28 protein-coding genes are annotated in these 24,924 nt (G+C 68.5%); 9 read left to right on the top strand and 19 right to left on the bottom strand.

Annotation, left to right across the window (positions count from 1 at the left end; translation table 11 throughout):
- The 9 genes from V7D28_RS04875 to glyA form a co-directional block, all read right to left on the bottom strand.
- Positions 1-608: sodium/proton-translocating pyrophosphatase (locus V7D28_RS04875; protein WP_333586237.1), on the bottom strand; the 608-nt coding region annotated here is incomplete at its 3' end.
- Between the two features lie 203 nt (positions 609-811).
- The gene (locus V7D28_RS04870; RefSeq protein WP_333586236.1) at positions 812-1,249 is read right to left on the bottom strand and encodes a hypothetical protein; all 438 of its coding nucleotides are present in this window, start codon (positions 1,247-1,249) and stop codon (positions 812-814) included.
- Between the two features lie 69 nt (positions 1,250-1,318).
- On the bottom strand, positions 1,319-2,383 hold the full coding sequence (thiL, locus tag V7D28_RS04865) for a thiamine-phosphate kinase (protein WP_442957892.1): 1,065 nt from the start codon (positions 2,381-2,383) through the stop codon (positions 1,319-1,321).
- Complete coding sequence (gene nusB / locus V7D28_RS04860; RefSeq protein WP_333586234.1) at positions 2,292-2,762, bottom strand: transcription antitermination factor NusB; 471 nt, start codon at positions 2,760-2,762, stop codon at positions 2,292-2,294. Before nusB ends, thiL begins: the two co-directional genes overlap by 92 nt.
- Positions 2,759-3,220, bottom strand: coding sequence for a 6,7-dimethyl-8-ribityllumazine synthase (gene ribH, locus V7D28_RS04855; protein WP_333586233.1), 462 nt, complete (start codon positions 3,218-3,220; stop codon positions 2,759-2,761). Before ribH ends, nusB begins: the two co-directional genes overlap by 4 nt.
- 42 nt (positions 3,221-3,262) lie before the next feature.
- On the bottom strand, positions 3,263-3,853 hold the full coding sequence (locus V7D28_RS04850; protein WP_333586232.1) for a riboflavin synthase: 591 nt from the start codon (positions 3,851-3,853) through the stop codon (positions 3,263-3,265).
- Between the two features lie 3 nt (positions 3,854-3,856).
- Positions 3,857-4,498: a RibD family protein gene (locus tag V7D28_RS04845; RefSeq protein WP_333586231.1), complete on the bottom strand. Its 642-nt coding sequence runs from the start codon at positions 4,496-4,498 to the stop codon at positions 3,857-3,859.
- A gap of 27 nt (positions 4,499-4,525) precedes the next feature.
- A complete protein-coding gene (gene nrdR / locus V7D28_RS04840) occupies positions 4,526-4,999 on the bottom strand; it encodes a transcriptional regulator NrdR (RefSeq protein ID WP_333586230.1) in 474 nt (157 codons plus the stop codon).
- A 38-nt stretch (positions 5,000-5,037) separates the two neighbouring features.
- A complete protein-coding gene (glyA, locus tag V7D28_RS04835; protein WP_333586229.1) occupies positions 5,038-6,333 on the bottom strand; it encodes a serine hydroxymethyltransferase in 1,296 nt (431 codons plus the stop codon).
- 216 nt (positions 6,334-6,549) lie between these two features.
- Here glyA and V7D28_RS04830 point away from each other — a divergent pair, with 216 nt between their 5' ends.
- The gene (locus V7D28_RS04830) at positions 6,550-6,984 is read left to right on the top strand and encodes a MucR family transcriptional regulator (RefSeq protein WP_333586228.1); all 435 of its coding nucleotides are present in this window, start codon (positions 6,550-6,552) and stop codon (positions 6,982-6,984) included.
- 26 nt (positions 6,985-7,010) lie between these two features.
- On the opposite strand, the gene hemA is transcribed toward V7D28_RS04830, so the two are convergent.
- From hemA to V7D28_RS04810, 4 genes are all read right to left on the bottom strand, one after another.
- Positions 7,011-8,240, bottom strand: coding sequence for a 5-aminolevulinate synthase (gene hemA, locus V7D28_RS04825; protein WP_333586227.1), 1,230 nt, complete (start codon positions 8,238-8,240; stop codon positions 7,011-7,013).
- Positions 8,241-8,394: 154 nt separating this feature from the next.
- Positions 8,395-9,291: a 3-hydroxyisobutyrate dehydrogenase gene (gene mmsB, locus V7D28_RS04820; protein ID WP_333586226.1), complete on the bottom strand. Its 897-nt coding sequence runs from the start codon at positions 9,289-9,291 to the stop codon at positions 8,395-8,397.
- Between the two features lie 39 nt (positions 9,292-9,330).
- Positions 9,331-10,401: an enoyl-CoA hydratase/isomerase family protein gene (locus tag V7D28_RS04815; RefSeq protein ID WP_333586225.1), complete on the bottom strand. Its 1,071-nt coding sequence runs from the start codon at positions 10,399-10,401 to the stop codon at positions 9,331-9,333.
- A complete protein-coding gene (locus tag V7D28_RS04810; RefSeq protein WP_333586224.1) occupies positions 10,398-11,534 on the bottom strand; it encodes an acyl-CoA dehydrogenase family protein in 1,137 nt (378 codons plus the stop codon). The genes V7D28_RS04815 and V7D28_RS04810 overlap by 4 nt, the downstream gene beginning before the upstream one ends.
- A 70-nt stretch (positions 11,535-11,604) precedes the next feature.
- Here V7D28_RS04810 and V7D28_RS04805 point away from each other — a divergent pair, with 70 nt between their 5' ends.
- Together V7D28_RS04805 and hemB are read left to right on the top strand one after the other, a co-directional pair.
- On the top strand, positions 11,605-12,084 hold the full coding sequence (locus V7D28_RS04805) for a hypothetical protein (protein WP_333586223.1): 480 nt from the start codon (positions 11,605-11,607) through the stop codon (positions 12,082-12,084).
- Complete coding sequence (hemB, locus tag V7D28_RS04800; RefSeq protein ID WP_333586222.1) at positions 12,081-13,097, top strand: porphobilinogen synthase; 1,017 nt, start codon at positions 12,081-12,083, stop codon at positions 13,095-13,097. The genes V7D28_RS04805 and hemB overlap by 4 nt, the downstream gene beginning before the upstream one ends.
- Here the strand turns inward: hemB and V7D28_RS04795 are convergent, their stop codons facing one another.
- The 3 genes from V7D28_RS04795 to V7D28_RS04785 are packed head-to-tail and all read right to left on the bottom strand — an operon-like array spanning position 13,098 to position 15,323.
- The gene (locus V7D28_RS04795) at positions 13,098-13,961 is read right to left on the bottom strand and encodes an alpha/beta fold hydrolase (RefSeq protein WP_333586221.1); all 864 of its coding nucleotides are present in this window, start codon (positions 13,959-13,961) and stop codon (positions 13,098-13,100) included.
- The gene (locus V7D28_RS04790; protein ID WP_333586220.1) at positions 13,930-14,466 is read right to left on the bottom strand and encodes a GNAT family N-acetyltransferase; all 537 of its coding nucleotides are present in this window, start codon (positions 14,464-14,466) and stop codon (positions 13,930-13,932) included. The genes V7D28_RS04795 and V7D28_RS04790 overlap by 32 nt, the downstream gene beginning before the upstream one ends.
- The gene (locus tag V7D28_RS04785; protein WP_333586239.1) at positions 14,463-15,323 is read right to left on the bottom strand and encodes an NAD(P)-dependent oxidoreductase; all 861 of its coding nucleotides are present in this window, start codon (positions 15,321-15,323) and stop codon (positions 14,463-14,465) included. Before V7D28_RS04785 ends, V7D28_RS04790 begins: the two co-directional genes overlap by 4 nt.
- A gap of 86 nt (positions 15,324-15,409) precedes the next feature.
- Between V7D28_RS04785 and V7D28_RS04780 the strand changes: the two genes are divergently transcribed.
- Together V7D28_RS04780 and V7D28_RS04775 are read left to right on the top strand one after the other, a co-directional pair.
- Positions 15,410-16,318, top strand: coding sequence for a flagellar motor protein MotB (locus tag V7D28_RS04780; protein WP_333586219.1), 909 nt, complete (start codon positions 15,410-15,412; stop codon positions 16,316-16,318).
- 119 nt (positions 16,319-16,437) lie between these two features.
- Complete coding sequence (locus tag V7D28_RS04775; protein WP_333586218.1) at positions 16,438-17,211, top strand: arginyltransferase; 774 nt, start codon at positions 16,438-16,440, stop codon at positions 17,209-17,211.
- A 34-nt stretch (positions 17,212-17,245) separates the two neighbouring features.
- Here V7D28_RS04775 and V7D28_RS04770 read toward each other — a convergent pair whose 3' ends face one another.
- A complete protein-coding gene (locus V7D28_RS04770) occupies positions 17,246-17,464 on the bottom strand; it encodes a dodecin (protein WP_333586217.1) in 219 nt (72 codons plus the stop codon).
- Positions 17,465-17,660: 196 nt separating this feature from the next.
- Between V7D28_RS04770 and V7D28_RS04765 the strand changes: the two genes are divergently transcribed.
- The 3 genes from V7D28_RS04765 to V7D28_RS04755 are packed head-to-tail and all read left to right on the top strand — an operon-like array spanning position 17,661 to position 22,070.
- Positions 17,661-18,326 (top strand): HdaA/DnaA family protein, encoded by a 666-nt coding sequence (locus V7D28_RS04765; RefSeq protein ID WP_333586216.1) that lies wholly within the window; start codon positions 17,661-17,663, stop codon positions 18,324-18,326.
- A gap of 59 nt (positions 18,327-18,385) precedes the next feature.
- Complete coding sequence (locus V7D28_RS04760) at positions 18,386-20,596, top strand: RNA degradosome polyphosphate kinase (RefSeq protein WP_333586215.1); 2,211 nt, start codon at positions 18,386-18,388, stop codon at positions 20,594-20,596.
- Positions 20,577-22,070, top strand: a complete 1,494-nt coding sequence (locus V7D28_RS04755) for a Ppx/GppA family phosphatase (RefSeq protein WP_333586214.1) — start codon at positions 20,577-20,579, stop codon at positions 22,068-22,070. The genes V7D28_RS04760 and V7D28_RS04755 overlap by 20 nt, the downstream gene beginning before the upstream one ends.
- Here the strand turns inward: V7D28_RS04755 and rnd are convergent, their stop codons facing one another.
- Positions 22,071-23,246, bottom strand: coding sequence for a ribonuclease D (rnd, locus tag V7D28_RS04750; RefSeq protein ID WP_333586213.1), 1,176 nt, complete (start codon positions 23,244-23,246; stop codon positions 22,071-22,073). It lies immediately after the preceding gene.
- A 96-nt stretch (positions 23,247-23,342) separates the two neighbouring features.
- On the opposite strand from rnd, the gene purM reads away from it, so the two are divergent.
- Positions 23,343-24,368 carry a phosphoribosylformylglycinamidine cyclo-ligase gene (purM, locus tag V7D28_RS04745; protein WP_333586212.1) on the top strand — a complete coding sequence of 342 codons (1,026 nt, stop codon included), beginning with the start codon at positions 23,343-23,345 and terminating at the stop codon, positions 24,366-24,368.
- 73 nt (positions 24,369-24,441) lie between these two features.
- Here the strand turns inward: purM and ndk are convergent, their stop codons facing one another.
- Entirely contained in the window at positions 24,442-24,879 is a 438-nt protein-coding gene (gene ndk / locus V7D28_RS04740; protein WP_333586238.1) for a nucleoside-diphosphate kinase, read from the bottom strand.
- Between the last annotated feature and the right edge of the window lie 45 nt (positions 24,880-24,924).

Raw genomic sequence — 24,924 nt, 5'->3', positions numbered from 1 at the left:
ATGCCGGCCTCGACCTTGCCCACCATGTCGCCGCCCACGTCGGCGCCCTTGGTGAAGATGCCGCCGCCCAGACGGGCGAAGATGGAGATCAGAGAGGCCCCGAAGCCCAGCGCCACCAGGGAATCGACCACCTCACGGCTGATCTGCGCATGGCCGAGCGGCCCGGTGAGCACATAGTAGTAGCCGGCCACCCCCAGAAGGGCGAAACCCGCCACCAGCATTCCGGTCACCGCACCCGAGCGGAAGGCCAGGGAAAGCCCCTTCTCCAGCCCTTCGGAAGCCGCCTGGGCGGTGCGGACATTGGCGCGCACGGAGATCAGCATGCCGGCGAAGCCAGCCGCGCCCGAAAGGACGGCCCCGATGGCGAAGCCCACCGCCGCCAGCGGACCGATCAGCAGGGCGACGGCCACCAGGATCACCGCGCCGACGATGGCGATGGTGGTGTACTGGCGGCGGAGATAGGCCTGGGCCCCCTCCTGGATCGCCGCGGCGATCTCCTGCATGCGTGCGTTGCCGGGTGATGCCCGCATCAGGGATGCGGACTGGACGATGCCGTAAAGCACCGCCAGCAGGCCGGCGACGAGCACCAGCGTAAGCGTGAGACTCATAGTACGAGCGCCCCTTCCTAATGGCGCGAACCACCCCTCCGCCGCGATGGCAGGCGAGCGCGGCCGCAAACGTTTCCTCTTGGGTGGACCGCCGTCATTGCGCCGGCCCTTATCACTTTTTAGCGGGTCGACTGTGCCAAGGTTGGCTTGGGCGCGCAACGGCCAGGACTTCGAAGCGCGAACACGCCCCAGAGCCTTGCAGGTCAGGCCTTGGGCGGCTGGGGCACGCCGGTGCGGCGCAGGGGAGTCTGGGAGGCGACCGAAGCGCTGACCACGTCCTTGCCGCCCAGGCGACGGGCCTCGGCCAACAGAGTGGCCGTCAGGCGCTTCTCATCCACACTGAGATAGTCGTCGGGTCGGGTGAAGGGCGTGCGGTGGCCGGCCCGCACCAGGGCGTCCCGGAAAAAGGGCTCCATGCTCTGGAGCTTGGCCAGATTGGCCAGCGCGCCGAGCTGCAGGCGGGCTTCGACGAAGACATAGTTCACCACCACCCCCTCGACGACCACGGGCAGGGCGACGGGAGAGATTTTCAGCTCCTGCGCGCCCTTGGCCCCCTCCCCGCCCTTGGCGGGCCCCGCGGCGCGGGCGGGACTGGCGACCAGCGCGAAGGCCAGCAGCGACAGGAGGCGACGACGGAGCATGGCTGGAACTAGGCCAGAGCTACGGTTTCCAGGCGGTTACCGGCCCTCGTCGTGTTCACCTGCTCCGCATCACCCGTGACGCCACCCGTCCCGCTCGGCCTGCACCTCGACGCCGTTCCAGCGCAGCTGCAACCCCGAGCCCGCCGTCACCGCGCCGATCACCGGCAGGGCGAGGCGCCGCGCCTGCTCCGGGGCGGCGGTGATCACCAGCTCATAGTCGTCACCGGCGGAGACCAGGTGCAGGCGCCCGGCCAGGGGATCGGGCTGGTCGGCCAGCCAGTCCGCCGCCGGCGCCGACAGGGGCGCCCGCTCCAGGTCCAGGGTGATCTGAACGCCGCTGGCCTCGGCGACATGTCCAGCATCGGCGATCAACCCGTCTGAGACGTCGATGGCCGCATGGGCGTCCGCGCGGAGGGCCTCGATCAGATCGAGGCGGGGATCGGGCAGCCAGTAGCGGCGCTGGAGGTGGCCAGAGGCGTCGTCCAGCCGCCCCTGGGCCGCGGCGAGCCCCAGGCCGCCGTCGCCGATCGGGCCGCTGACCATGACAAGATCGCCCGGCCGGGCGGTGCTGCGCTTGATGGCGCGACCGGCGGGGACAAAGCCCAGGAGGGTCATGCTGGCCACCAGCGGGCCTTCGGTCGAGACCGTGTCGCCGCCCAGCAGCTTGACGCCAAAGGCTGGAAAATCCTCCGCCAGGCCGCGGGCGAAGGCTTCACGCTCGGCCACGCCAGACCCTTTGGGCCAGGCCACGGCGAGAAAGGCGGCATAGGGCTCAGCCCCCATGGCGGCCAGGTCGGACAGGTTGGTGCGCAGGAGTCTGCGGGCGAACAGCGCGCGGTCTGCGCCCGGCAGGGCGTGCACCCCCTCCACCATGGCGTCCTTGGTGATCACCAGGTCCTGCCCCGGCCGTGAAGGGATGATCGCGGCGTCATCCAGCAGACCGAGGGCTTCGGGCGCCCCGCCGGTGAGGGGCCGCAGGAGGCGGGCGATGTCCCCGAACTCGTCCGGCGCGCCCGGCGTCGGGGCGCCGCCCTCAGGCGTATCAGCCCCGGACATCCTGGGCCACGCCGTCCAGGGCGCCGTTGACGAAGCCCGGCTCCGGTCCTTCGAAGAAGGACTTGGCCAGCTCCACATATTCGTCGATCACCACCTCGGCGGGGACGTCGGGACGCTCGGCCAGTTCATAGGCGCCGGCGCGCAGAATGGCCCGGACGGTGGCGTCCAGCCGCTCCAGCCGCCAGCCCTGCGCCAGGCGCCGCACCACGGCCCGGTCGATCCTGGCCTGGGCGTCCACGACCCCGCGCAACAGCTCGGCGAAGAAGGTCTCGTCGGCGCCGGTGAGGGCGAACCCCTCCACATCGCGGTCGAACCGATGGTCGGAGAACTCGCGGATCACCGCCTCGACGCCGGCGCCGGAGACTTCCATCTGATAGAGGGCCTGGACGGCGGCCAGGCGGGCGACGGAGCGCCCCTGACGGGGATGCGGCGTCGGGCGCGGGGCGTCTTGGCTCATGCCTCACGCCCCAGGAGACGCGCCTTCAGCCCGATCATGGCCAGGCAGGCCCGCGCCGCGCCGCCGCCCTTGTCGGCCTCGCTGGCCCGGGCGCGGGTCCAGGCCTGCTCTTCGTCCTCGACGGTGAGCACCCCGTTGCCGATGCACAGGCCGCGATCAAGCGTCAGCTGCATCAGCCCTCGGGCGGACTCGTTGCACACCACCTCGAAGTGGTAGGTCTCGCCCCGGATCACGCAGCCCAGGGCCACATAGCCGTCATAGCTGACGCCGCCACCCTCGCCGGCCTGAGCGGCCATGGCGATGGCGCCTGGGATCTCCAAGGCGCCGGGGACGGTGACGACCTCGTAGTCGACATCGTGGGCCGACAGCACGTCGAGCGCGCCCGCCAGCAGGGCGTCTGCCAGATCGTTATAGAACCGCGCCTCGACCACGAGGACGCGCAGCTTTTCAACTTGCATCAGAACTTCCAATGGCCGCGACGGCGGCCTGCGACCCTGCCTTTAGGCCGTTTCGCGCCATCGCGCGAGATAGCGCGCCAACATGTCGATCTCCAGATTGACCGGAACGCCGGGCGCCAGGCGGCCCAACGTGGTCACATCCCATGTGTGCGGGATCAGATTGACGCCGAAAACGTCGTCCTCAACCTCATTGACCGTCAGGGAGACGCCCTCCACGGCGATGGAGCCCTTTTCAGCGATGTAGCGATGCAGAGGACGCGGAACGCGGAAGCGCACCCGGTGGGAGCCGCCCTCTGAATTCACGGAGACGACCTCGCCCACGCCGTCCACATGACCCGAGACGATGTGGCCGCCCAATTCGTCGCCGACCTTGGCCGAGCGCTCCAGGTTGACCGGATCGCCGACCGCCCAACGGCCAAGGGTGGTGCGCGCCAAGGTCTCGCCGGAGACTTCGACGGCGAACCAGCCGTCGCCCTTCTCCACCACGGTCAGGCAGCAGCCGGCATGGGCGATGGAGGCCCCGATATCGACGGTGGACAGGTCGAAGCGCGTCTCGATCTCGAACCGCCGGTCGCGGGCGGTGTCGGCGATAGACCGCACCTTGCCCACGTCTGTGATGATGCCCGTGAACATGCTTCAGATCCTCTCGTAGCGTTCCCAGATGTCGTCCCCGAGCGCCTGGATGTCGACCCGGCGCAGGCGCGGCGCAGCTGAAAGGGCCGTTAGCGCAAGGGCGCCGATGGCCGGCCGACCTTCGCCGCCGATGACGAGGGGGGCGCGGAACCACTCCAGCCGGTCCACCAGCCCGCAACGCAGGAAGCTGGCGGCCACCTGGCCGCCGCCTTCCACAAAAAGGCGGGAAAGGCCCGCGGCCTTCAGCAACGCCACGACCTCGACCAGATCGGGCCGCCCCTCCCCAAGGTCGGGCGCCAGGACCGGCCTAAGCCCGGCTTCGGCCAGGATCGGGTCCAGGGGGCGCGTGGTCACCACATAGGTGGGGATGTCGCGGGCCGTGCCGGCCAGCCGCCCCGCCCGCGGAAGCCGCTGGCGACTATCCAGGATGATGCGAGCCGGTTGCGGGCCGGAATAGGATTCCAGCCGGACGGTCAGGGCCGGGTCGTCGGCGATGGCGGTCTCCACGCCGATCAGGACGGCGTCATGGGCGGCGCGCAGGCGGTGGGTCTGTTCCCGCGCCGCCGGCCCGGTGATCCAGCGGCTCTCGCCGGACGCCGTGGCGATGCGGCCGTCCAGGGAGGTGGCGAGCTTGAGCGTGATCATCGGGCGGCGGGCCAGGCGATCAGGCGCCTAGCGATCATCCTCGGACGGCTCCGCCAGACCTTCCCGGCCCAGGAAGTCGGCGAAGTCCTTGGTCTCGCGGAAGTCGCGGTAGACCGAGGCGTAGCGGACATAGGCCACGTCATCGAGCGCCTTCAGCGCCTTCATCACCAGTTCGCCCACCACCTGAGACGGAATGTCCGTCTCGCCCAGGCTTTCCAACTGGCGGGTGATGCCATTGACGATCCGGTCGACCTGTTCGGGATCGATGGAGCGCTTGCGGGTGGCGATCTCAATGGAACGGAGCAGCTTCTCGCGCTCGAACGGCGTGCGCCGACCCGAGCGCTTGACCACGGTGAGTTCGCGCAACTGAACGCGCTCGAAGGTGGTGAAGCGGCCCCCGCAGGCGGGACACAAACGACGACGCCGGATGGCCGCCCCGTCTTCCGACGGGCGGCTATCCTTCACCTGGCTCTCGGCATGGCCGCAGAACGGGCACCGCATCGGCTCAGCCCTCCCCGGCCGGACTCAACTGCTCGATCCTAGTTGTAGATCGGGAACCGGCGGGTCAAGGCCAGGACTTCCTCGCGGACCTTGGCCTCGATGGCGCTGTTATCGCCCCCCTGGGCCAGGCCCGAAACGACCTCGGCGATGAGCTGGCCGATCCGGCGGAATTCCGCCGGCCCAAAGCCGCGCGACGTGCCGGCGGGCGATCCGAGCCGCAGGCCGGAGGTCTGCATGAAGGGCAGCGGGTCGAAGGGGATGCCGTTCTTGTTGCAGGTGATGTGGGCCCGCTCCAGAGCCACCTCGGCGTCCGCGCCGGTGACGCCCTTGGGCGTCAGGTCCACCAGCATCAGGTGGCTGTCGGTCCCGCCGGAGACGATCTTCAGGCCCGCCTCGGCCAGGGCGTCGGCCATGGCCCGCGCGTTCTCCACCACCTGGCGGGCATAGAGCTTGAACTCGGGCTTGAGCGCCTCGCCGAAGGCGACCGCCTTGGCGGCGATGACGTGCATCAGCGGTCCGCCCTGCAGGCCCGGGAAGACAGCCGAATCGATCTTCTTGGCCAGCTTCTTGTCATTGGTCAGGATCAGGCCGCCCCGGGGACCGCGCAGGGTCTTGTGGGTCGTGCTCGTCACGATGTGGGCGTAGGGCATCGGGTTCGGATAGACGCCGCCGGCCACAAGGCCCGCATAGTGGGCGATGTCCACCATCAGCAGGGCGTCCACGCTGTCGGCGATCTCGCGGAAGCGCTTGAAATCGATCACGCGGCTATAGGCCGAGCTGCCGGCGATGATCACCTTGGGCCGGGACTGGGCGGCGACCTCGGCGACCTGATCATAGTCGATCAGATGGTCCTGCTTACGGACGCTGTAGGCCACAGGCTGGAACCACTTGCCCGACTGGTTCACGTCCTTGCCGTGGGTGAGGTGACCGCCGGCGGCCAGATCCATCCCCATGAACACGTCGCCGGGCTTCATGGTCGCCATGAAGACCGCCTGGTTGGCCTGGCTGCCGGAATGGGCCTGGACATTGGCGAATTCGGCGCCGAACAGGCGCTTGGCGCGCTCGATGGCCAGGGTCTCGGCCACGTCGACCTCTTCACAGCCGCCGTAGTAGCGCTTGCCCGGATAGCCCTCGGCATACTTGTTGGTCAGCACCGAGCCCTGAACCTCAAGCACCGCCTTGGAGACGATGTTCTCCGAGGCGATCAGTTCGATCTGGTCCTGCTGGCGCTTGAGTTCGCGGTCCAGAACCCGGGCGAGATCCGGGTCGGTCTGGGCGACGCCCTGGGTGAAGAAGGCGTCGTGGGCGGAGGCGGTTTGGGCTTGGGCGGTCAAGGGCGGCCTCGCATCGGAATCTGGGGAGAGAGCGGAGGCGCCTTTTACTCCCAACCTCTCCGGACTCCAACCATTGGGGCCAGCTGCGGGGAACTCTGACCAAACTGGGGCGTTAAGCGCCACATCCCCGCCATGCCTGCAATTTCAGCTGGCCCGGCCGGGGACGCAGGGGGCGCCTGCGCTGTGAGGAACAGGCGCGAGAAAAAGAGGGATCAGATGGCTTCAGACGCGGACCTCAAGGATCAGGCCCGGGCGGACACAGCGCGCCTGGGCGCGCACATTGTCGCAGCCTATGTGACCCGCAATCCCATCTCGGCCGACGCCCTGCCTGGCTTGATCGAGAGCGTGCACCGCGCGCTCGTGACCCTCACCGACGACGTCGCGCCCCAAGCCCCGGCCGAACGCCCCAAGCCGGCCGTGCCGATCAGCCGCTCGGTTCAGCCCGACCACATCGTCTGTCTGGAAGACGGCAAGAAGCTGAAAATGCTCAAGCGCTATCTGCGCTCGCGCTACGATATGAGCCCCGATGACTACCGCCGCCGCTGGGGCCTGCCGCCGGACTATCCCATGGTGGCGCCGGCCTATGCGGCCCGCCGCTCGGACTTCGCCAAGCAGATCGGCCTCGGCAAGGGCGTGCGCCGCCGGAGCTGACCCTGGAAGGACTGGCCTCGCCGCCTTCAGGCGGCGACGCCACCCACCCGCTGCACGTTGCAGTGCACCCACAGCGCTTCGAGCGCCCGGGCCAGATGATCCATCATCTCGTCCGTATGGGCCGGCGACGGCGTAAAGCGCAGCCGCTCGGTGCCGCGCGGCACGGTGGGATAGTTGATGGGCTGGACGTAGACGCCGTAGTCGCTGAGCAGGATGTCGGAGATCATCTTGCAGTGGATGGGGTCGCCCACCAGCACCGGCACGATGTGGCTGACCGACGGCATAACGGGAAGGCCGGCCTTGATCAGCCGTTCCTTCAGCGCCTGGGCGCGGGCCTGATGGGCCTCGCGGACCTCGTTGTGTTCCTTGAGATAACGGATCGACGCCACCGCGCCGGCGGCCAGGGCCGGCGGGATCGAGGTGGTGAAGATGAAGCCGTCCGCATAGGAGCGGATGGCGTCGACGATCACGGCGTCCGCCGCGATATAGCCGCCCATGACCCCGAAGGCCTTGCCCAGGGTGCCCTCGACGATGTCGATATCGGCCATCACGCCGTCACGCTCGGCCACGCCGGCGCCGCGGGGGCCGTACATGCCGACGGCGTGAACCTCGTCGAGATAGGTCATGGCGCCGTACTTCTTGGCCAGCGCCACGGTGCCTTTCATGTCGGCGATGTCGCCGTCCATGGAATAGACGCTCTCGAAGGCGATCAGCTTGGGCGCATCGACCGGCGCGGCGGCCAGCAGCTCTTCCAGATGGGCCAGGTCGTTGTGGCGGAAGACCCGGCGCTGCTCGCGCGCTCCAGCGCGGATGCCGGATATCATCGAGTTATGGTTCAGCTCATCGGAAAAGATGATCAGGCCGGGCAGGATCTTGTAGAGGGTCGAGAGCGAGGCCTCGTTGGACACATAGCCCGAAGTGAAGAGCAGAGCCGCTTCCTTGCCGTGCAGGTCCGCCAGCTCGTGCTCCAGCTCCACGTGATAGGTGGTCGTGCCGGAGATGTTGCGGGTGCCGCCCGAGCCGGCGCCGGCCTCGTCCAGGGCCTTGTGCATGGCGTCCAGGACGACCGGGTTCTGGCCCTGGCCGAGATAGTCGTTGGAGCACCAGACCGTGATGTCCTGGGTCGCGCCGTCCGGGCGAGTCCAGGTGGCGCGGGGGAAGTCGCCGCGGTGACGCTTCAGGTCGGCGAAGACCCGGTAGCGGCCCTCGGCGTGAATGCGCTCGAGAGCAGTGGAAAAGGCGGCCCTGTAATCCATCGACACGAAATCCGGCTGAACGCTCGACAATCTTACGCCGTCGCCGGTCCCCTAAAGATTCCGCCCGGCTTTTCGCACCGGGGGCGGATCATGTCTACATGGCGCGGTGTCGCGCCGGCTTGATCTGCGTCAACGGACGCTTGGCCCGTTGTCGTCAGGCGAGCGCGTCCAACTGTCCGCGCAGCATCTGAATTAGGCCCGAAAAGTCCTTCCCGCCATAGCCCAGCCGATCAAAGAGGGCGTAGAGGGCTTCGGCCTGGGCGCCCATCGGGGTGGCCACGCCGGCCTCGGCGGCGGCCCCTTGAGCCAACTTCAGGTCCTTCAACATCATGGCGGCGGAGAAGCCGCCCTCGTAGTCCCGGTTGGACGGCGCGGCCGGCACGAGGCCCGGCCAGGGGGCGTAGCTGGTCAGGGACCAGCATTGGCCCGAGGAAGAACTGGCGATCTGAAAGAAGCGCTCGGGATCCAGGCCGAGCTGCTCGGCCAGGGCGAAGGCTTCGCACACTCCGATCATCGACACGCCGAGCAGCATGTTGTTGCAGATCTTGGCCGCCTGCCCGGCCCCGGGCGCGCCCGCGCGCACCACGGCCTTGGCCATGGGCGCCAGGGCCTGCTCGATGGCGGAGAAGTCGTCTTCCCCGCAGCCGACCATGAAGGTCAAGGCGCCGCTCGCCGCCGCCGCCACGCCGCCGGAGACCGGCGCATCGGCTGCGCGCAGACCGCGCTCGGCCGCCCTTTCGGCCACGGCCCGGGCGGTCTGCACATCGATGGTGGAACAGTCGATCACCAACGCCCCAGACCGCGCCCGGGGCAGGATCACCGACTCATAGAGGCTCCGGACGTGCTGGCCGGCGGGCAGCATGGTGAGGATCACCTCGGCGGCTTCGACGGCTTCGGCCGCATCGGCGGCCGGCCGGCAGCCTGCCGCCTGGGCGCGGGCCATGGCTTCGCCGGAAAGGTCATGGGCCAGCACCTCGGCGCCGGCGCCCGCCAGGACGGCGGCCATGCCGCCGCCCATATTGCCCAGGCCGATGAATCCATAGGTGGTCACTGCGGCGAACCCATGCGTCTCTCCCGACGGGGCCGGCGGTCAGACGCCGCCTTCGCCCCCCGGCAGTGGGCGCCAGACCTGATTGGATGGCAAGGGGGCGAAGATCTCGTCCAGCTGTTCGCGGGTCACTCCGGCCAGGCTGTCGGGCGACCAGCGGGGGGCGTTGTCCTTGTCGATGATCACCGCCCTCACCCCTTCGATGAAGTCCGGCAAGGTCACGACCCGGGCCCCGATCTGGTACTCGAGCGCCATGTGCTGGGCGAAGTCGGCGGCCTGGGCGCCCAGTTCCAGCTGACGGAAGGCGACCTTCAGCGTCTGCGGCGACTTCTGCGCCAGGGTGTCGAGCTGCGCCCGGCCCCAGTCGCCGCCGTCGGCCTCCAGGGCCGCGACGATGGCCTCGACGCTGTCGCCGGCGAACAATCGATCGATGTCCGCGCGGTGGGCGGCCAGGGGGGACGGGCCCGGGTCGGACCCATGCGCCGCGAGCAGGGCGTCAAGATTCTGCGGCTCGGCGATGATCTCGGCCTTGAGCTGCGGCAGGGCGCCTGAGGCGACATAGTGGGTCGCCAGGCCCAGGGCCAGACAGTCTGCGGCCTTGATCCGCGCGCCGGTCAGGGCGAGCCAGAGGCCCGCTCGTCCGGGCAGCCGCGGCAGGTGCCAGCCGCCGCCCACATCGGGAAACAGGCCGATTCCCGTCTCCGGCATGGCGAAGGTGGTGCGTTCGGTGGCGATGCGTCGGGCCGCCGGCAGGGCCAGCCCCACGCCGCCCCCCATGGTCACCCCGTCCATCACCGCCACGACGGTCTTGGGGTAGGTGAACAACAGGTGGTTCAGGCGGTATTCGGTGAAGAAGAACTCCCGCGCCTCCAGGCCGTCGCGGGCGCCGCTCTCGGCCAGCATGCGGATGTCGCCCCCGGCGCAGAACCCGCGCTCCCCGGAATGGTCCAGCAGGACGATCTCCACCCGCGGGTCGCCCCGCCAGTCCACCAGCACCTCGCTCATGGTGCGGCACATGGCCGTGGTCAGCGCGTGCAGGGCCTTGGGCCGGTTGAGGGTGATGCGGCCCACGCGGCCTTCGATGCGGGTCAGGACCTCGGCGTCGTCGCTCATCGGTAAAGCTCCCGGGCGATGATCACCCGCATGATCTCATTGGTCCCTTCGAGAATCTGGTGCACGCGAAGGTCGCGGACGATCCGCTCCAGCGGATAGTCCGCCAGATAGCCATAGCCCCCATGCAGCTGAAGCGCCTCGTTGGCCACCTGGAAGCCTGCATCGGTGGCGAAGCGCTTGGCCATGGCGCAGAGCCGGGTGGCCTCGGGCGCGCCCCGGTCCAGGGCGGCGGCGGCGCGGCGCACCATCAGGCGAGCGGCCTCCAGATCCGTCGCCATGTCGGCCAGCTTGAACTGCAGGGCCTGAAACTCGCGCAGGGGCCTGCCGAACTGCCGACGATCGGCCAGATGGCGTCGCGCCACATCATAGGCGAGCGCCGCTCCGCCCAGCGAGCAGGAGGCGATGTTGAGCCGGCCGCCGTCCAGACCCATCATGGCGAAGCGGAACCCCTCGCCTTCCTGGCCGATCCGCTGGTCGGCGGGAATGCGCACCCCGTCGAAATGGACCTGGGCCGTCGGCTGGGCGTTCCAGCCCATCTTGCGCTCCCGGGCGCCAAAGGACAGACCCGGCGTGTCCTTCTCCACCACGAAGGCGGACACGCCGCCGGCGCCCTCGCCGCCCGTACGGGCCATGACCACATAGATGTCCGAAACCCCGCCGCCGCTGATGAAGGCCTTGCCGCCGCTCAGAACATAATGGTCGCCGTCCCGCACCGCGCGCGTCTGCAGCCCGGCGGCGTCGGAACCTGCGCCCGGCTCGGTCAGGCAATAAGAGGCGATGAGCTCCATGGCGGTCAGCCGCGGCAGGTAGCGGGTCCGCAGGGCCTCGTCGCCGAACCGGTCGATCATCCAGGAGGCCATGTTGTGGATGGTGAGATAGGCGCTCACCGCCACGTCGCCATAGGCCAGGGCTTCGAAGATCAGGCTGGCGTCCAGCCGCGACAGACCCGCCCCGCCCATGTCCTCGCCGATATAGATGCCGGCGAAGCCCAGGCCTGCGGCCTTGCGCAGCGTCTCCACGGGGAAGATGGCTTCGGCGTCCCAACGGGCCGAGTGGGGCGCAAGCTCGGCGGCGGCGAAGGCCTCGGCCGCCGCCACAAGGGCGCGCTGGTCGTCGCTCAGTTCGAAATCCATCGGCCTTACTCCCTGGACTTGAGGAACTTGCGCGGGAGGCGCAACCTGTCAACGACACGGGGGACTGCACATGAGCATCGAGACCGAGCCCGCCGCCCGGCGGGAGACCGCCCGCAACCTCGCCTTCATCAACTACGCCTTGCTGTTCTCGGCCTTCTTCTTCGCCGGGGCGCCGGCCCTGGTGGCCGCGATCATCGCCTATATCCAGCGACCTTCGGCGGCCGAGCCGGCCCGGGGGCATTTCACCTTCCAGATCCGCATGTTCTGGATCGCGTTCGTGCTCGCCCTGCTGGCCGGGATCTGCGCGCTGGGGGCGGTGATCCACATTCTGGTTTCGCTCTATGGCCTGGCCGATTCCATGGGCTGGGCAGGCTTTGACGACATGGAGGTGGTGATCGGTCAGGTGGCCATCGACGCCACTTTGCTGGGCCTGGTGGCGGCCGCGGTGATCCTGGCCTTCTTCTCGGGCCTGTGGCTGATCGCCGCCTCGCTGTTCGGAGCGGTCAGGCTTGCCTCGGACCAGCCGATGGGTCAGAGCCGGACCCCATGACCTATCCGCCTCTCGCCCCCTACCCCGCCCTGCGGCTGCGCCGCCTGCGTCAATCGCCTTGGATTCGCGACCTTGTGCGCGAAACCGTCCTGACCCCCGCTGACCTCATCTGGTCGATGGTGGTCCATGAGGGCGAGGGTCAGGTTCCCGTCGCCTCCATGCCCGGCGTGTCGCGCCTGTCGGTGGACGAGGCGGCCAAGGCGGCGGTGGAGGCCCGCGCCCTCGGCATTCCGGCCATCGCCATCTTTCCTCATATCGATGGGGCGCGAAAAGACGGCCACGGCTCGCTGGCGGCAGACCCTGACGGCGTGATCTGCCGAGCCGTTCAGGCCATGAAGGCCGCCGCGCCGGAGGTCGGGATCATGTGCGACGTGGCCCTTGATCCCTTCACCACCCACGGACACGACGGGGTGATCGAGGGCGGCCGCATCGTCAATGATGCGACGATCGAGCGGCTGGTGGAACAGGCCATCGTCCAGGCCCGGGCCGGCTGCGACATCCTGGCGCCGTCCGACATGATGGACGGACGCGTGGGCGCCCTGCGTCAGGCCCTGGAGCGCGAAGGGCTGCAGGACGTGATGATCATGTCCTATGCGGCCAAGTACGCCTCGGCCTTCTACGGCCCTTATCGAGACGCCATCGGCTCGGGCAAGCTCGGTGGAGGACCTGTGGATAATCCCGGGGACAAGAAGACCTATCAGATGGATCCCGCCAACAGCGAAGAGGCCATCCGCGAGGTCGGCCTCGACATCGCCGAGGGCGCCGACATGGTGATGGTCAAGCCTGGCCTTCCCTATCTGGACATCGTCCGGCGGGTGGTGGAGGCCTTCGCCGTTCCCACCTTCGCCTTCCAGGTCTCGGGGGAGTACGCCATGATCAAGGCCGCCTCCGGCCATGGCTGGATTGACGAGAACCGCGCGGTTCTGGAGAGCCTGGGGGCGTTCAAGCGCGCCGGCGCCTCGGGCGTCATCACCTATTTCGCGCCCCAGGCCGCCCGTCTCCTGGGCGCCTGATCAGGCCAGCCACTCCGTCAGGATCGCATTGACCGCCTCAGGCGCCTCCTGCTGCACCCAGTGGGAGACACCGGGCAGACGCCGGAGCGTGAGGTCCGCCACATAGGCGTCCGTGCCCTCCAGGGTCTCCAGGCCAAGGGCGGCGTCGGCCTCCCCCCAGACCACCAGGGTCGGGACGTCGATGCGCGGCCAGGGGGCGTTCATGAAGGGGTGGCGCACGGCGGCGCGGTACCAGTTCACCATGGCCGTCATGGCGCCCGGCCGCTGGGCGTCGCGCGCGTAGCGATCGAGCGCCGCATCGGGGAACCGGCTCTTGTCCTGCGCCATGCCGGCGAAGGCGCGACGGATGGCGCGCGCATCCCTGGCCAGCAGCATGCGCTCGGGCAGTCCCGGGATCTGGAAGAAGACCATGTACCAGGACCGCAGCATCTGGCGCAGCGAGCGCCGGGCGACCCGGGCGAAGACCGCCGGGTGCGGGACGTTCATGATCACCAGCCGGGACAGGGGACGGACCTTTCGCGTGGCGAAGGTCCAGGCCAGCGCCGCGCCCCAGTCATGACCGATCAGCACCACCTCACGGGCCCCGCTGGCGTCGATCAGGGCTGCGACGTCATCCAGCAGGGCCTCGATCCGATAGCTGGCCACATCCTGCGGTTTGGGTTCGGTCTCGCCATAGCCGCGCAGGTCCGGCGCCCAGACCCGGAATCCCAGGTCGGCCAGGAGGGGAATCTGATGGCGCCAGGAGAAGCGGCTCTCCGGAAACCCGTGCAGACAAAGGGCGAGCCTGTCGCCCGCGCCCGCCTCGTCGATGACGAAGCGCAGGCCATTGGCCTCAACGGTTCGCGTGGTGATCTGCCCCGACATGGTGCGACGTCTCATAATAGGCGCTGGGCTGCGGCCAGCCTGGCAGCCATCGTTCATCAATGAACCGGAAGCCGATCTTCTCCAGCACCCGCCGCGAGGCGAGATTGTCCGGATTGACGATGGCCGCCAAGGTCTCAAGGCCCAGGACGCGTCCGGCATAGTCACGCACCGCCCGGCCGGCTTCCTCGGCATAGCCTTGGCCCCAGACACGGTCGAGGAAGGCGTAGCCCAGATCCACATGGTTCAGCACGTCGCGGCGGACGAGGCCCGCAAGGCCGATGGCCACCGGCTCCTCCAAGGGTTCCACGACCCACATGCCATAGCCGTGCTCGGCATAGCTCTGGCGAATGCGATTCTCCACATAGGCCGCCGCTTCGGCCTCGGTCCGCACGCCCCGGTCGCCGATGCCCCGGATGAAGCCCGGCGAGTTCAGCAGTTCCAGCACGAAGGGCGCGTCGCTCGCCTCGGCTTCGCGCAGCCGAAGTCGAGGGGTCTGCAGGATCACCGGGGCGGCTCCAGCCGGGCGACGAGGCTGGACGTGTCCCAGCGCCCGCCGCCCATCTGCTGCACCTCGGCATAGAAGCCGTCCACCAGGGCCGTGACGTCCAGGCGCGCGCCATTGGCCCCGGCCTCATCCAGGACGAGGCCCAGATCCTTGCGCATCCAGTCGACGGCGAAGCCGAAGTCGAATCGCCCCTGCCCCATGGTCTTCCAGCGGTTGTCCATCTGCCAGGATTGCGCCGCCCCCTTGGAGATGGCCTCGAACACCGCCTCGGGGTCGAGGCCGGCGCGCCGGGCGAAGTGCAGGCCTTCGGCCAGGCCCTGAACCAGGCCTGCGATGCAGATCTGGTTGACCATCTTGGTGAGCTGGCCGCAGCCGGCGGGGCCCATCAGGCGGACGGCCTTGGCGAAGGTGGAGATCACAGGCTCCGCGCGGGCGAAGGCCTCGGTGCTTCCGCCGCACATGACGGTGAGTTGTCCGGCCTCCGCCCCCGCCTGCCCCCCGGAGACCGGCGCATCGATGAAGGCGCGGCCCGATGCGGCGCAGAGCTCGGCCATTTCCCGGGCGAGGCTGGCCGATGTGGTCGTGTGGTCGATCACCACGGCGCCGGACGCCAGCCGCGGCAGAGCCTCAGTCACCACGGCGCGGACATCGTCGTCCCGACCGACGCAGAGAAGCAGCATCTCCGCCCCGTCCGCGGCCTCGGCCGCCGTGGCGAAGGCCCGACCCCCGTGGCGTTCGGCCCAGCGCGTCGCCTTTTCCGGACTACGGTTAAAGACGGCCACCTCATGTCCCGCGGCGGCCAGATGGCCCGCCATGGGGAAGCCCATGACTCCAAGTCCTGCAAACGCCAGCTTCACCGGCCCCTCCGTACGCATAATTCAACGCCATCTTAACGAGCCCCTGCGCACCTTGCCCGCGCAATAGCGTTAATGCGGGGTCGGACATGGCGGTGGGCGAACGGCCGATCGTTATCAAGAAGGTCAAGAAGGGCGGAGGCCATGGCCACCATGGCGGCGCCTGGAAGGTGGCCTATGCCGACTTCGTCACGGCCATGATGGCCTTCTTCCTGCTGATGTGGCTGATCAACACCACGAGCCCGGAGCAGAAGCGCGGCATCGCCGACTATTTCGCTCCCGCCAGCATCTCCTCCACCACCTCCGGCGCCGGCGGCATCCTGGGCGGAACTGCGCTTGGGTCGGACGGCGCCAAGTCGTCGGGCTCCATGTCGATCATGGAGCAGATGTCCCCCGAATCACCCAACCCGCAGGAAGAGGGTGACACCCAGGACCAGTCGAACCGCAGCCAGCTGCAGAGTTCCAGCACCGACGCCCTGCGCGACGCGCTCCAGAAGCGCGAGGAAGCGGCCTTTCTCTCGGCCGCCCAATCCCTGCGCCAGGCGCTTCAGGACATGCCGGAGCTGGCTGAGCTGTCGAAGAACATCATCATCGACCAGACGCCCGAAGGCCTCCGCATCCAGCTCGTGGACCAGGAGGGGCGCTCCATGTTCTCGGAAGGCTCGGCCCAGCCCAACGACCGGGCCCGGCTCCTGCTGCGGGCTGTGGCCAAGATCATCAACCAGCTGCCCAACCGCATCAGCATCTATGGCCACACCAGCGTGAACATGGACGGCGTGCGGGCGCAGGGGGACTGGCCGCTTTCGGCCAGCCGCGCCGACGGCGCCCGCCGGGTGCTGGAATCAGCGGGCGTTCAGCCGGACCGCGTCTATCAGGTTTCGGGCAAGGCCAATTCCGAGCCGCTCTTCCCCGACGACCCCACCCTGCCCGGCAACCGCCGCATCGCCATCGTGCTCCTGCGCGAAGCGCCGGTCCTGCCACCGAACGCCCGCCCGTGAGGCAGGCGGAGGTTCAGCCCCTTGGTGCTGAGCTTCACTGAAATGTGTCTGCTTGCACGATCCGCAGCCATACGCCCTAATTGCTCCATCACAAGGGACCAGGGGCGAACGCTAGGCTCGTGACGCAGCACTTTCCGACCCGGCAGCTCAGGTTCTTCCTGACCGCGCCCTCGCCCTGTCCCTATCTGCCGGGGCGGTTCGAGCGGAAGGTGTTCGCGCATCTGCCCCTGGCCGACGGGCCGGCGGTGAACGACGCGCTCACCCAGATCGGCTTCCGCCGTTCCCAGAACATCGCCTACCGCCCAGCCTGCGAGTCCTGCGCGGCCTGCGTCTCGGCCCGCCTGCCGGTGGGCGAGCACCTCTTTTCCAGGTCGGAGCGCCGGACCCTGGCCCGCAACGGTGATCTCGTGCGTTCCGTGGTCGAGGCTGAGGCCACCATGGAGCAGTTCGATCTGCTGCGCCGATACCTCACCTCACGTCACGCCGACGGCGGGATGGCCGAGATGAGCTGGCCCGACTATGTGGCCATGGTCGAGGACACCGCGGTTCGGACCCACATCGTCGAGTACAGGCGACCCTCGGAGGACGGCGGACCCGGGGACCTGGCGGCCTGCGCCCTGATCGACCTGATGTCCGACGGCCTTTCCATGGTCTACAGCTACTACGATCCGGACATGCCGCGGCGCAGCCTGGGCCTGTTCATGATTCTGGATCATCTGCGCCAGGCGGCGATGCTCAGCCTGCCTTACGTCTATCTGGGCTACTGGGTCCGCGGCAGCGAGAAGATGGACTACAAGTCCAGGTTCAGCCCCATCGAGCTGCTGCGACCCGAGGGCTGGGTTCGCGCCGCGCCGCGCGAGGCGCCCCCTCCCCTGGCCAAGGACCACCCCTAGGGCTAGGGGCGGTCTTCGGCGAAGAAGCGGCGGCTCAGTCGCGGGAGCCTTCCAGGGTGAAGCCGACCTTCAGATAGACCTGAAAATGTCCGACCTTGCCGTCCATGATCTCGCCGCGGGTTCCGGTGACCTCATACCAGCGCATGTCGCGTAGGGACTTGCCCGCCTCTTCGACGGCGTTGCGAATGGCGTCGTCGATGCTGGTGGTGGACGACCCGACGATCTCGACGACGCGATAGACATGATCCGACATTTGAAACTCCCGGTTTTTGACGCGGCCTCGCCGCTGGCTCGGGGCTTAAGCGCGCCCCGGGCCGGCGCGTTCCGCGCCTCCACAGCCCGTGACCGGCTGTCCCCAGGCCAGGGACGCGGACGCCTCGCGGCGGCTCGCCGCCCCTGATAGGCTCGAACCGAATGTGGGACCGGTTTCAATTCGCCCGGATGGGGTCATGGCGCGTCAGCTTCGGCTAGGCCTGCGTCGTCCGCCCTCCTTCCGGCTTGAGGATTTCGTCCTCGGCGACAGCAACAGCCAGGCGCACGCCATGGTCCTGGGCGCGGGGGGCTGGCCCGGCGGCGCCCTGGCGCTCGTGGGGCCGGAGGGTGTGGGAAAGAGCCATCTGGCGCACATCTGGGCCGAACAGGCGGGCGCCCAACGCCTGGGCTGCGATGGCTCGGTCCTGGGAGAACCCGGGCCAGCCCTGATCGAAGACGTGGACCAGGGCTGTGATGAGGAACTGCTGTTCCACCGGATCAACATGGCCGCTCAGGACGGCGGCGGCCTGTTGCTCACGGCGCGCACCCTGCCTCTGACCTGGACCGCGAGGCTCCCAGATCTCCGCTCGCGGCTCAACGCCTTGCCTGTGGCCGAGATCACCGCGCCGGACGACGCGGTTCTCGAGGCCGTCCTGCGCATCTTCTTCGCCCGGTGCAACATCACGCCCTCCGACGAGGTGCTGAGCTATCTGCTGCGGCGGATCGAGCGGTCGGTGCCGGCGGCCTGGGAGGTTGTGGACAGGATGGACGCGGCCTCCGGCGAGGCGCATCGCCCGGTCACCCGGGCGCTCGCCCGTCAGGTCCTTGAAAATGACACGGAGAATCTTGACCTTTTCGAGTGACGCTGGGTCCGCGAGAGGCGAGGCTGAGGCGCGCCCGTAATCTGTTCCGAGAGGCCCTGATGTCCGACGCCGCGATGACCCCGTCCCCTGCCGACGACCGGCCCGCCGCCGGCCTGTCCTGGGATGCGGAGCTCGCCGGCTCCCCGGACCGTTTCTTCAATCGCGAAGTCTCGTGGCTGGCGTTCAACGAGCGGGTCCTTTCCGAAAGCAAGAATCCGCGGCACCCGCTTCTGGAGCGACTGCGCTTCTTGTCCATCTCCGCCAACAATCTCGACGAATTCTACATGGTCCGGGTGGCCGGCCTGAAGGCGCAGGTGCGCGAGCGCGTGCGCTCGGTCAGCCAGGACGGCCTCACCGCATCCGAACAACTGGAGCGGGTCAACGCCGAGGCGGCCAGCCTGATGGGCGATCAGCAGACCCGCTGGCGGGAGCTTCGCAAGGAACTGGCGGCGGAGGGGTTGAAGCTTGTTGAGGCGCACGAGGTCACCGCCGCTGAGCGGGCCGGCCTGGAAGAGAGCTTCATCAGCCAGGTCTTTCCGATCCTGACGCCTCTGGCCATCGACCCGGCGCACCCGTTTCCCTTCATTCCCAATCTGGCCTTTTCCCTGGCGCTGACCTTGCGGCGGCGGCTGGACGGCAAGACGTTCAACGCCCTGGTCCCCATTCCGGCTCAGGTGGCGCGCTTCTGGCAGCTCGAGGCCCCGCGGGGCGGTCGCCGCACCCGGCCGCAGCGGCGCTTCATCTCCCTGGAAGGCATGGTCAGCCTGTTCGTCGACCACCTGTTTCCCGGGTGCCAGGTGGAGGCCAGCGGCGTCTTCCGCCTGATCCGCGATTCCGATGTGGAGATCGAGGAAGAGGCTGAGGATCTCGTCCGCGAGTTCGAAGCCCGCCTGAAGCAGCGGCGCCTGGGCTCCGTGGTGCGGGTGGAATTCGAGGCGGCCATGCCGCCCGATCTCCGCGCCTTCATCAGCGAGAACCTCAACGCCAACGCCGAGGACATCATCCTGATCGACGGGCTGCTGGGCCTGGATGAGCTTTCACAGCTGATCCCCCCGGACCGACCGGACCTGAAGTTCAAGCCTTTCACAGCCCGCTTCCCCGAGCGGATTCTCGATCACGGCGGGGACTGTTTCTCCGCGATCCGGGAGAAGGACATTCTGGTCCACCACCCCTTTGAGAGCTTCGATGTGGTGGTGCAGTTCGTCCGCCAGGCTGCGCGGGATCCCAATGTCCTGGCCATCAAGCAGACCCTCTATCGCACCTCGTCCGACAGCCCCATCGTCGCGGCCCTGATCGAGGCGGCCGAGAACGGCAAGAACGTCACCGCCGTGGTGGAAATCAAGGCCCGGTTCGACGAGGAAGCCAATCTGAAATGGGCCAAGGACCTGGAGCGCGCCGGGGTCCACGTGGTCTTCGGCTTCGTGGAGTACAAGACCCACGCCAAGCTCTCGGTGGTGGTCCGCCGTGAGGGCGACCAGGTCCGCACCTATTGCCACTACGGCACCGGGAACTATCACCCGATCACGGCGCGCATCTATACCGACCTGTCCCTGTTCACCAGCGATCCGGCCCTGGCGCGGGATTCCTCGCGCGTGTTCAACTTCATCACCGGCTACGCCCAACCGGCGCAGCTGGAAAAGCTCTCCTTCTCGCCGATGACGCTGAAGCGGGATCTGATCACGCTGATCCAACGCGAGGTGGAGAACGCCCAGGCCGGCCGACCCGCGGCGATCTGGGCCAAGATGAACGCGCTCGTGGACCCGGAGGTGATCGACGCCCTCTACCGCGCCAGCCAGGCGGGGGTGGAGATCGACCTGGTGATTCGCGGCATCTGCTGCCTGCGGCCGGGCGTGCCAGGCCTGTCGGAGAATATCCGGGTCAAGAGCATCGTCGGCCGCTTCCTGGAACACTCCCGCATCGTGGCCTTCGCCAACGGCCGGCCGATGCCGTCGGGAAAGTCGCGCGTGTACATCTCCTCGGCCGACTGGATGCCGCGCAATCTCGACCGGCGGGTGGAGAGCCTGGTGCCGGTGGAAAATCCCACCGTCCATCAGCAGGTGCTGCAGCAGATCATGGTGGCCAGCCTGAAGGACGAAGCCCAAAGCTGGACCCTGGACCGCGATGGCGGCTACACACGCGATCCCAACTGGGACCATCCCAGCGCCTTTTCCGCGCACGAGTATTTTATGACCAATCCCAGCCTGTCCGGTCGCGGACAACGTGTGAAGGACATGCCGCGCGCGATCGACCATGTCGCCCAGCGCCACTGAGACCGACAACCGCCAGACGGCGGTGATCGACGTCGGGTCCAACTCCGTCCGCCTGGTGATCTACCGCCTCGAAGGGCGGGCCATCTGGACGGTTTATAACGAAAAGGTCCTGGCGGGCCTGGGCCGCGACCTGGGCGAGACCGGCAAGCTCTCGCCCGAGGGCAAGGACCTGGCGGTCACCGCGCTGCGCCGTTTCAGGGCCATTCTGCAGGACTGGGCGCCGGGCGATGTGGTCGCGGTGGCCACCGCCGCCATACGGGAGGCCGCCGACGGGCCCGAGTTCGCCCGTTTCGTGCGGGAGAGTCTCGACCTGCCGCTCCGCGTGCTGTCGGGCGAGGAAGAGGCTCACTATGCGGCGTCCGGCGTGCTGGCGGGCTGTCCGGGAGCACGCGGTCTGGTGGGCGATCTCGGCGGCTCAAGCCTGGAGCTCATCCAGCTCACCGAAGAGGGGCCCGGCAGCGGCGTGACCCTGCCGCTCGGTCCCTTCGCGCTCGGGGCGCCGCGGCCGCTGAGCATTGACCAGGTACGCGCCCTGGCCGACGCGCGGTTACGCGACCTGGGCCAGTTTGAAGGCCCGGACTTCCACGCCGTGGGCGGCGGTTGGCGCAACCTCGCCCTGCTCCACATGATCATGAGCGACTATCCCCTGCGGGTCGCCCATCAGTATGAGATGTCCCGCAGCGACGCCCTGGAGCTGGCGCGGTTCGTCACCCGTCAGTCGCGCGCCTCCCTGGAGCGCATCGAGGGTCTGTCGAAGAAGCGCTACGAAACCCTCCCCTACGGCGCCCTGGTGCTCGAGGCCCTCATCGAGCGGCTGGACCTGCAGCGCGTGGTGATCTCCGCCTTTGGTCTGCGCGAAGGCCTGTTGCTGGAGGGCATGGGTCAGGCCGTCCGCGTCCGCGATCCTCTGCTGGAGGGGTGCAAGGCCATGAGCTCACAGCGTGGTCTGTCCGCCGGCGACCTCACCACGGCTCTGGAGAAATGGGTGGCGCCGCTCTTCGCCCAATTGCCGACGGTGTTTGGGGATCGGGAGCCCCTGCTCGTCGCCGCGGCCGCCCGTCTGGCCGAACTGGGGGGACGGCTGCACCCCGATCATCGCGCGGAACTGGCCTTTTCTCAGGTGCTCCGGGCGCCGATCGCCGGCATGTCCCATCCCGAGCGCTGTTTCCTGGCCATGGCCACCTTCGCGCGACACTCCGCCTCGGCCAATACGCCCGAGCCGGAGACCATCATGCGCGTGCTCAGCGCCGAACGGCGTGCGCGGGCCCGCGCGCTGGGGGCGGCGTTGAGGCTGGGCTGTGATCTCTCCGGACGCAACGGCCAACTGCTGAGCAAGGCCCGCCTGGACATCGAGGGCGACACCCTGCGCCTGAGCGCGCCGGAGGTCTGGTCAGACCTGCTGCTGGGGGATCAGACGGCCAAGCGCGCCGGCGCCCTGGCCAGCGCGCTCAAACTCAACCTCGAAATCGCCTGATCAGGCCGAAGCGCTCTTTGGGGCCCGGCGGACCTCGACCACGCGGACACGGGTTCCGTCCAGCACCAGGGCCAGTTCGCCGCGCTTGATGCGCAGGGCGTCCTCGCCGAAGGCTTCCCGACGCCAACCCTGGAGGGCCGGGGTGGCGGCCTCGTCGTCATTGGCGATCATTTCCAGGTCGGAGACGGTGGCGATCAGCTTGGAGGCGACGCCGGCGTCTTCGGCCCGCGCCTTCAGCAGCACCTTGAGCAGTTCCACGACAGCCCCCGCGGCCGGGGAGTGGGCGGGCTTGGCGCGATCGACCGCCGGGGCGTGGGCCTCGGGATCCTTCAGCGCCTGACGCACAGCCTCGAGCAGATCAGGGCCGAACTTGGAGCCGGCATAACCCTTGGGCACCGAGCGCAGTCGCTCCAGCCCGCTGGTGTCGGTGGGCGCCTGGGTGGCCAGTTCGTCCAGCGCCTCGTCCTTGAGGATGCGCCCGCGCGGTTGATCGCGCATCTGGGCGGTCCGCTCGCGCCAGGCCGCAACGGCCTTGTAGACGGCGAGATACTTGGGGGTGTGCCGCCGAGGCTTCAGCCGCTTCCAGGCGTTTTCGGGACTGACGTCATAATTGGCCGGATCGGTCAGGGACGTCATCTCGTCGGTCACCCAGACCAGACGGCCTTCCTTCTCCAGCCGCGCCCGCAGCATGGGATAGAGCTTGGCCAGATGGGTCACATCGGCCAGGGCGTAGGACAGCTGCGCCTCCGAGAGTGGGCGGCGGGCCCAGTCGGTGAACCGGCTGGACTTGTCGATCTCCACCTTCAGCATCTGGCGGACGAGGGCGTCATAGGCGATCTGCTCGCCGAAGCCCGCCGCCATGCTGGCCACCTGCGTGTCGAACAGCGGGACGGGCATGGACTGGAGGTTGTTGAAAATCTCCACATCCTGGCGGGCGGCGTGGAACACCTTGAGGATCGAGGTGTCGCGCATCACCGCCAGGAAGGGCTCCAGGTCCAGGTCCTCAGCCAGCGGGTCGATCACCGCCTCGGCGTTGGGCGCGGCCGCCTGGATCAGGCACAGTTTCGGCCAGTAGGTGGTTTCGCGCATGAACTCGGTGTCCACGGCGACGAAGGGCTGGCCTTTGAGCTTTTCGCAGAACGCCGCGAGTTCGGCGGTGGTTGTAATCGGCGTCATCCGGTAGCTATAGCCTCGCGCGCGGGCGAGTCTGCAAGGCCCTGTTGCAGCCCCGGCCGATTTTCTTTCCCCCCGCCAGGGACCAGGACTTCAGACATGACCGATCGCCCCAACGGCCTCACCTATGCTGCGGCCGGCGTCGATATCGATGCGGGAAACGCACTGGTGGAGGCCATCAAGCCCCTGGCCAAGGCCACACGGCGGCCCGGCGCGGAGGCGTCCCTGGGGGGCTTCGGCGCCCTCTTCGACCTCAAGGCGGCGGGCTATGACGATCCCCTGCTGGTGACGACCACGGACGGGGTGGGGACGAAGCTGAAGATCGCCATCGACACCGGCCTGCACGATACGGTGGGCGTCGATCTGGTGGCCATGTGCGTCAACGACCTGCTCGCCCAAGGCGCCGAGCCTCTGATGTTCCTGGACTATCTGGCCACCAGCAAGCTGGACGTGGAGGTGGCCACCCGGGTGGTGGCGGGCATCGCCGAGGGCTGCCGCCAGGCCGGCGCGGCCCTGGTCGGGGGCGAGACCGCCGAAATGCCGGGCATGTACGCCGGCGACGACTATGACCTGGCGGGCTTCTGCGTCGGGGCCGTGGACCGCGACAAGGTGCTGCCGCGCCTGGTCGATCAGGCGGCCGGCGACCTGCTCATCGGCCTGGCTTCCTCCGGGCCGCACTCCAACGGCTATTCCCTGATCCGCAAGATCGTGGAGCTGTCAGGCCTGGCGTGGGACGCCCCCTGCCCCTTCGCTCCGGGTCAGACCCTGGCCCAGGCGCTGATGGCGCCGACCCGCATCTATGTCCGCAGCCTCACCCCGCTCATCAAGGCCGGCAAGATCAAGGGGCTGGCCCATATCACCGGCGGCGGCCTGATCGAGAACCCGCCCCGCGCCATCGCGCCGGGCCTCGCTCCGCGTTTCGACTGGAGCGCCTGGACCCTGCCGCCAGTGTTCGAGTGGCTGCAACAGACCGGCGGCGTCGCCACCGAAGAGATGCGCCGCGCCTTCAATTGCGGGGTGGGCATGATGCTCATCGTCGCGCCCGAGGACGCCGCCGAGGTGCTCGAGGCCCTGCTGGCCGCGGACGAGGACGCCTTCATCTGCGGCGAGCTGGCCACAGCCTGATCGCACAGCGGCCAAGAAAAAGGGCCGCAGCGGCGAGGCTGCGGCCCTGGATCGTCTGCGTTATGCGCCGCGATCAGCCGACGATCTGCTCGTCGGTGAAGAACTGGGCGATCTCGATCTTGGCGTTGTCGGCGCTGTCGGAGCCGTGGACCGAGTTTTCGCCCACGTTCAGGGCGAACAGCTTGCGGATGGTGCCTTCGGCGGCCTGTTCGGGGTTGGTGGCGCCCATGATCTCACGGTACTTGGCCACGGCGTTTTCGCCTTCCAGCACCTGCACCACCACCGGGGCGGAGGTCATCTGACCCACCAGTTCGCCGTAGAACGGGCGCTCCTTGTGCACTTCGTAGAAGGTCTTGGCTTGGTCTTCGGTCATGCGGATGCGCCGCTGGGCGACGATGCGCAGGCCGGCGCCTTCGATCACCGCATTGATCTTGCCGGTCAGGTTCCGGTTGGTGGCGTCCGGCTTGATGATCGAGAAGGTGCGTTCGGTCTTGGGGCTTTCTTCGGGAATTGGGGTCTTGGGGCGGGGTTTCGCCCAGAGGCGCGCGTGTATAGC

Source organism: Phenylobacterium sp. (genome assembly GCF_036723115.1).
Taxonomy (GTDB): Bacteria; Pseudomonadota; Alphaproteobacteria; order Caulobacterales; family Caulobacteraceae; genus Phenylobacterium.
Note: the sequence above shows the minus strand (reverse complement) of the source record. Positions and strands in the feature narration are given on the sequence as shown.

What these genes read in the sequence shown, in the direction of transcription:
- thiL (WP_442957892.1), bottom strand. Translation starts at nt 2,383, where the DNA reads ATGTGGAGCTGGCCAAGTCCTTCTTCGAAGGACCGGAGCCGGGCTTCG.
- V7D28_RS04830 (WP_333586228.1), top strand. Translation starts at nt 6,550, where the DNA reads ATGGCTTCAGACGCGGACCTCAAGGATCAGGCCCGGGCGGACACAGCG.
- V7D28_RS04870 (WP_333586236.1), bottom strand. Translation starts at nt 1,249, where the DNA reads ATGCTCCGTCGTCGCCTCCTGTCGCTGCTGGCCTTCGCGCTGGTCGCC.
- nrdR (WP_333586230.1), bottom strand. Translation starts at nt 4,999, where the DNA reads ATGCGGTGCCCGTTCTGCGGCCATGCCGAGAGCCAGGTGAAGGATAGC.
- V7D28_RS04850 (WP_333586232.1), bottom strand. Translation starts at nt 3,853, where the DNA reads ATGTTCACGGGCATCATCACAGACGTGGGCAAGGTGCGGTCTATCGCC.
- nusB (WP_333586234.1), bottom strand. Translation starts at nt 2,762, where the DNA reads ATGAGCCAAGACGCCCCGCGCCCGACGCCGCATCCCCGTCAGGGGCGC.
- V7D28_RS04755 (WP_333586214.1), top strand. Translation starts at nt 20,577, where the DNA reads ATGTCGCCCAGCGCCACTGAGACCGACAACCGCCAGACGGCGGTGATC.
- V7D28_RS04780 (WP_333586219.1), top strand. Translation starts at nt 15,410, where the DNA reads ATGGCGGTGGGCGAACGGCCGATCGTTATCAAGAAGGTCAAGAAGGGC.
- hemA (WP_333586227.1), bottom strand. Translation starts at nt 8,240, where the DNA reads ATGGATTACAGGGCCGCCTTTTCCACTGCTCTCGAGCGCATTCACGCC.
- ribH (WP_333586233.1), bottom strand. Translation starts at nt 3,220, where the DNA reads ATGCAAGTTGAAAAGCTGCGCGTCCTCGTGGTCGAGGCGCGGTTCTAT.
- V7D28_RS04770 (WP_333586217.1), bottom strand. Translation starts at nt 17,464, where the DNA reads ATGTCGGATCATGTCTATCGCGTCGTCGAGATCGTCGGGTCGTCCACC.
- purM (WP_333586212.1), top strand. Translation starts at nt 23,343, where the DNA reads ATGACCGATCGCCCCAACGGCCTCACCTATGCTGCGGCCGGCGTCGAT.
- V7D28_RS04765 (WP_333586216.1), top strand. Translation starts at nt 17,661, where the DNA reads ATGGCGCGTCAGCTTCGGCTAGGCCTGCGTCGTCCGCCCTCCTTCCGG.
- V7D28_RS04795 (WP_333586221.1), bottom strand. Translation starts at nt 13,961, where the DNA reads ATGTCGGGGCAGATCACCACGCGAACCGTTGAGGCCAATGGCCTGCGC.
- V7D28_RS04805 (WP_333586223.1), top strand. Translation starts at nt 11,605, where the DNA reads ATGAGCATCGAGACCGAGCCCGCCGCCCGGCGGGAGACCGCCCGCAAC.
- hemB (WP_333586222.1), top strand. Translation starts at nt 12,081, where the DNA reads ATGACCTATCCGCCTCTCGCCCCCTACCCCGCCCTGCGGCTGCGCCGC.
- rnd (WP_333586213.1), bottom strand. Translation starts at nt 23,246, where the DNA reads ATGACGCCGATTACAACCACCGCCGAACTCGCGGCGTTCTGCGAAAAG.
- V7D28_RS04760 (WP_333586215.1), top strand. Translation starts at nt 18,386, where the DNA reads ATGTCCGACGCCGCGATGACCCCGTCCCCTGCCGACGACCGGCCCGCC.
- V7D28_RS04810 (WP_333586224.1), bottom strand. Translation starts at nt 11,534, where the DNA reads ATGGATTTCGAACTGAGCGACGACCAGCGCGCCCTTGTGGCGGCGGCC.
- V7D28_RS04845 (WP_333586231.1), bottom strand. Translation starts at nt 4,498, where the DNA reads ATGATCACGCTCAAGCTCGCCACCTCCCTGGACGGCCGCATCGCCACG.
- V7D28_RS04815 (WP_333586225.1), bottom strand. Translation starts at nt 10,401, where the DNA reads ATGAGCGACGACGCCGAGGTCCTGACCCGCATCGAAGGCCGCGTGGGC.